At 37.0% G+C, this 5,104-nt stretch carries 5 protein-coding genes; 4 read left to right on the top strand and 1 reads right to left on the bottom strand.

What is annotated here, in order from left to right; translation table 11 throughout:
* The 3 genes from B2X72_RS17385 to B2X72_RS17375 form a co-directional block, all read left to right on the top strand.
* Nucleotides 1–361 (top strand): hypothetical protein (locus B2X72_RS17385; RefSeq protein ID WP_286850876.1); only part of this gene is annotated, 361 nt, incomplete at its 5' end.
* A gap of 298 nt (nucleotides 362–659) precedes the next feature.
* The gene (locus tag B2X72_RS17380) at nucleotides 660–1,841 is read left to right on the top strand and encodes a glycosyltransferase (RefSeq protein ID WP_286850875.1); all 1,182 of its coding nucleotides are present in this window, start codon (nucleotides 660–662) and stop codon (nucleotides 1,839–1,841) included.
* A gap of 94 nt (nucleotides 1,842–1,935) precedes the next feature.
* The gene (locus B2X72_RS17375) at nucleotides 1,936–3,126 is read left to right on the top strand and encodes a hypothetical protein (RefSeq protein ID WP_286850874.1); all 1,191 of its coding nucleotides are present in this window, start codon (nucleotides 1,936–1,938) and stop codon (nucleotides 3,124–3,126) included.
* Between the two features lie 77 nt (nucleotides 3,127–3,203).
* Here B2X72_RS17375 and B2X72_RS17370 read toward each other — a convergent pair whose 3' ends face one another.
* Nucleotides 3,204–3,557, bottom strand: coding sequence for a winged helix-turn-helix transcriptional regulator (locus B2X72_RS17370; RefSeq protein ID WP_046676278.1), 354 nt, complete (start codon nucleotides 3,555–3,557; stop codon nucleotides 3,204–3,206).
* Between the two features lie 499 nt (nucleotides 3,558–4,056).
* Between B2X72_RS17370 and B2X72_RS17365 the strand changes: the two genes are divergently transcribed.
* Nucleotides 4,057–5,091, top strand: coding sequence for a metallophosphoesterase (locus B2X72_RS17365; RefSeq protein WP_286850872.1), 1,035 nt, complete (start codon nucleotides 4,057–4,059; stop codon nucleotides 5,089–5,091).
* The last annotated feature ends 13 nt before the right edge of the window (nucleotides 5,092–5,104 follow it).

The raw sequence follows: 5,104 nt of genomic DNA, 5'->3' as shown, positions 1-5,104 counted from the left end.
AAAAGCAGCTAAATTATTAAGCAAGGGTATCAAAAAGAAGAAAATTAAGAAATTAAACCATCGAGAACTTAAAAAGACCGATAGTAAGACTAAGGCTTCCCCCAAGAAAGATCTTGATCAGCCGGCCGTTGATCCTACGCTAAATGATACTGCAGAAAAAATCACAGTACCCGCCAAAAGTACAGCAAATAGAAATGCTGATACAACAAAAAAGCCAGTTACCAAACAAGCGGATACAGACCACAACGATATCGAAAGTAAGTCTCTTAAGCTAAAGGATGTTCAAAGTAAAAGTTCCGCCACTGCAGTTGACGTAAAACCACCTGTCCCTCGAAGCAAAAAAGAGAAGGTCGAAAAATAAATCAGGTTCTTTAGCGCTATAAATACGTAATCGACCTGTTTTTTTTGGAACTATCTCACTTAAGCTACGTTATTTCCTTTCAAAAACTACGGTTAAAGCTTTTCAACCTACTTTGGGTATAACTTTTGATCCAACAATAGTAAAAGAATTTAAACTCAAACAAGGTACTGAATATGGAAAATATCGATAAAAAAGCGGAAAAAATGGGTCTAGAGAAGGGCTACTATTTATTGTTAATGGCGATTCTAGATCTTCCAGTTGAAGACGTACAAAATGATGTAAAGGAGGATTAAGTCATATGAAAAAAATAGCAATCATAAGCACTTGTCCCCCACAAGAATGTGGGCTAGCAACATTTACCAAAGATCTCAAACAGGGAATGGAGCTCGATCCGAATGTTCAAATCGATATTGTCGCTGTATCTAAACTCGGTTCGGAAGATTTTGACCCATCGACTCGATTTGTCATATACAGGGATCGACTCGATAGTTATCATCAGGCAACTCGTATTATTAATGAGGAATATGATTATTGCATTATTCAACATGAATTTGGAATATTTGGAGGAGCCGATGGCATTTTCATAACACAAATTGCCAATAATCTAAAGATACCCCTGCTAACCGTGTTTCATACCATTCTTCAAACCCCATCATTGCAGCAGAAGGAAATCACCGAGCTATTGTTGAAGAAATCTCAGGCAGTTGTTAGTTTATCGCCCAAAGGTATCGAATTATTAGAGGAGCAATTCGACTCCACCCTTACAGATAAGATTAAAGTGATACCACATGGCGTACCACATTTTGATTACAATCAGGGGCTTGCCAAATACAGATTAAACCTTCAACACAATTTTGTAATGATGACTTTTGGTCTCATCGGAAGAAGTAAAGGATTGGAATATGCCATTCAATCCTTGTCGGAAGTTGAGCTCCCAGGATTCAAATACCTGATCATCGGAAAAACACATCCAAATGTTCTGGCCCATGAAGGGGAATCTTACCGTTTTGAACTCCAAAATTTAGTCGATCAGCTTGGTTTACAGGACAAGGTTGTTTTTATCGATAAATTCTTAACGGACGAGGAGCTTAAGGAGTATTTAACAGCCTGTGATATTTATCTGTCTCCTTATCCACACGAACAGCAAATCAGCAGTGGTACCTTATCCTTTGCTGTGGGTGCAGGTGCAGCTGTTATTTCGACACCATACTGGCATGCAAAAGATTTATTGAAAGACGAACGTGGTATCCTGAGTCCATTCAACGATATCGCCGCAATGCGTGCTAATATTAAAATGCTGTACCAATCACATCGATTACTAGCCTGGCATCGTTTCAAAGCGCGTAGTTATGGTGAACAAACAGTTTGGGCAAATGTGGCAAAAACGTATCTGGAGCTTCTACAAGGGTTAGCAACTCCAGTAAGATCTTTAATTGATTATGAACAATATATTGCAATGGATCTAAAAAGGGAAGCGTAAAATGATAGAAAAAGCATAAACATTTTATATGATATGCATGTTAAGTAAAAAGACGATCTTTGTACGCTAACATTAAGATAAAATCCATCAGCACATGATATATTCGAAAATAGCGCTGTCAACAGTTCTTTTATTATTGATGGCGCTCACTTGTACGGGCCAGATTTTTGATCGCGAACTGAGGAATCAAAAGGAAAGGACGCAAAAGGAATTTTTGAAATTTATCACTGAATTAGGAGGCAAAATAACAGATTCAACCTTAACGAAAGAACAACAAAATGCATTATTTAAACCAATCGTTGCGTATGCTCACAAAGAGCATGCTGACTTAACACGATTGTGCAAAAAATATTTAAAAAAAATACAGGCTCCGCCATCAGTACTTAATGCATTTATTTTTGATAGCGAGCCTCCTGCGGAGCTATCGAAAATGTTGGGAACCCCACAATTCACGACAGTAACCTTGCTGCAATGTTATCGGCCTATTGAAATAGGCCGACTTATCAGTGGAATTATTCAACCTGTGATTTATCAGCAATCGAATACAGGAACAAACGAAGCCACAATAGCTTATACCTTTGGAAATCAAGCATTCGCTAAACAGTTAAAAGAGGATATTTGGCAAATTTGGCTAGTAAATAGGCTTTATATGCTTAGGTTTAACCTGGATCTACAAACTATGGTTATCGATCATTCGGAATATACGCTGCCCAATAAAGCGGAATATTTACGACTTCAGTTCCCGTTCGTAATTCAGAAGCCAACCAATGAATTAGAGAAACTTTATCAAGAAATGGATGAAATACGCTGGAACAGCTATTCATCAACAGATATACAGCAAGTCAGTCCTCAAGAATGGCAAGATACTATTGATAAGCGATTATCGGCGTTTTACCTAAAAAATCAGCCCCGTTTTATAAAGGTTCAAAATGAAATACTCAAGGATATAGAAAAAGGAAACGGTTTGGATGCGAGCTGGCAGGAATTACATTTATCTTCCGATGAAAATATACAATTGACACAAACTTTAAAAAACAATATGCTACAACCCGATGAAGCTGCACAGCGGCTATTTTCATTTTCAAATAGCATTATCCCCTTTAATCAAGATATTGAAGAAATTGGAAAAAATGCAATGTCAGGGTTCTTACACTATATAGTTGGCCATGAAAAAGACCAAGTGTGGAAAATTAGATCTTTAGGCTATTCCATTGCCTTCGAATATACCTGGGATCTAAAACAAGGTCGATTTTCTGAAATAAAAATCTTTAAGAAACAATCATAGTGTGAATTTCCATTGCGCCCATAATCATCTTTTTTGATTTAGGTATTGATAAAAAATTACAGAAAACAACGTTGCCGTTATGTTATCATTTTATGCTTGGCGCCCCATTTTTCCAACTGACACCAAATAGGGATAAGTTCTGCCGCAATCTCAGTCAATTGATATTCCACTCGGGGGGGCACTTCTGCATAAGCAATCCTTTTAACCAGTCCTTGCTTTTCCAATTCTTTGAGCTGCAAGGTGAGCATGCGATCTGTAATCCCTGTAATCAATTGTTTAATTTCACCAAACCGCAACTTTCCATGCTGCAATTTAGCAAGTATCAGCAGCTTCCATCGGCCGCCGATCTTGCATACAGCATATGCTAAATCACATTCAATAATATATTGTTCATTAATCCTATTTGTCGAATTTTCTTTTCGTTTTCCCATGTTATTTAAAATTTCTTTAATAGCGTACAATCCGTTGCAAATAGGGGACAAATTTAAAACTTCTACCCTACATCTGTGACATCACATTCGTCAATAATATGCCACAAAGCAATAGGAGGTTATAGGCTCCAAAGCGTAATAGTCTTTATCTATGAAAATAATTTAACACTGAAATTATGATTACGAAAAAAAACACCTATTTTAGGTTTTGTAATCCAATTATTCATTCCAAATATGCCTGATCCAAATTAGTTAGACTTCGAATATGCTCCAACAGTTCTATGCTTATCTAAAAATTTTAATGCTATTCATTTTTTTAGATCTTTTAATCTTCTTAAGAATTCGGACATTGTCAATTTGGAAATCCAATCCAAAGCTACTAAACATAGTCTGGTGGTCTGTCAGTATACTTTCCTATCTGTGCATATTTCTTAATTTATTTTTTAAATGGACTAGTTTTGAATCTGCCTGTTTCGTATTTTTTCCGCTTTCGTTGCTATTGGGTAAGATAATCTGTCTTTTCTTTATCGGTATTGATACCATTGTATATACTTTCAAAATAATCAAAAAAGGTTTTAAAAAAACTAAATCTTCGCCGAACCAGGCTGGAAATTTACCGCCTATAAAAAGATCAGATTTTATAGTCAAAAGCGGCCTTCTGCTAGCCAGTGTTCCCATCGTTGCACTTACACGTGGATTTGCCTTCAATTTATATAAGTACCAGGTTAACCACCTCGATTTAATCTTACCTAATTTACCGAAATCATTTGAAGGAATTACTATAGCGCAAATTTCCGATATACATGCAGGTAGTCTATTTAATTCAACTGCTGTAAAAAAAGGGATCGACCTCTTGTTAGCACAGAAGCCTGACATCATCTTTTTTACAGGGGATCTAGTCAATGATTTTGCTGCCGAAATGGAGGACTATTTATCCATATTTGATAAAGTGAAGGCTCCATTAGGCACATTCTCTATACTTGGAAACCACGATTATGGAGAGTATCATTTTAACAGATATCATTTCTTTGATCAAATGAACTTGACCAAGGAACAAAATCTTTCAAATCTCAAATCCATTCATCAACAACTAGGCTGGCAACTACTTCTCAATGAATCGAAAGAACTGATACTGAATAACGAAAAGATTACCATTATAGGCGTCGAAAATTGGGGAGCAAATAATCCCAAAAATTATGGGAATATCGATCTGGCCATGTCTAAAGTAGATAAATCTTCGCCCATCAACTTTATGCTTTCACACGATCCCTCCCATTGGCGCGCGGAGATCATATCCAAATATCCCACAATCGACGTCACTTTCAGTGGACACACACATGGGGGACAATTCGGTTATAACAACCCGAATTATCAGTGGAGTCCAGTGAAATATGCTTACCGTGAATGGGCCGGCCTGTACCGTGAAAAGCATCAGGCACTGTACGTAAATGTTGGATTCGGTTATCTGGATTATCCAAGCCGAGTTGGGATACTACCAGAAATCACTATATTTCATCTGAAGAGTAAAGGTTAAAGCATTAAATACT

The organism is Sphingobacterium sp. UBA7253 (genome assembly GCF_002472745.1).
Lineage (GTDB): Bacteria > Bacteroidota > Bacteroidia > Sphingobacteriales > Sphingobacteriaceae > Sphingobacterium > Sphingobacterium siyangense.
The sequence above is the reverse complement of the archived record's forward strand: the minus strand, read 5'-3'. Positions and strand labels throughout refer to the sequence as shown.

Coding starts and splice junctions, on each gene's coding strand:
- B2X72_RS17375 (WP_286850874.1), top strand. CDS start 1,936: ATGATATATTCGAAAATAGCGCTGTCAACAGTTCTTTTATTATTGATG.
- B2X72_RS17370 (WP_046676278.1), bottom strand. CDS start 3,557: ATGGGAAAACGAAAAGAAAATTCGACAAATAGGATTAATGAACAATAT.
- B2X72_RS17380 (WP_286850875.1), top strand. CDS start 660: ATGAAAAAAATAGCAATCATAAGCACTTGTCCCCCACAAGAATGTGGG.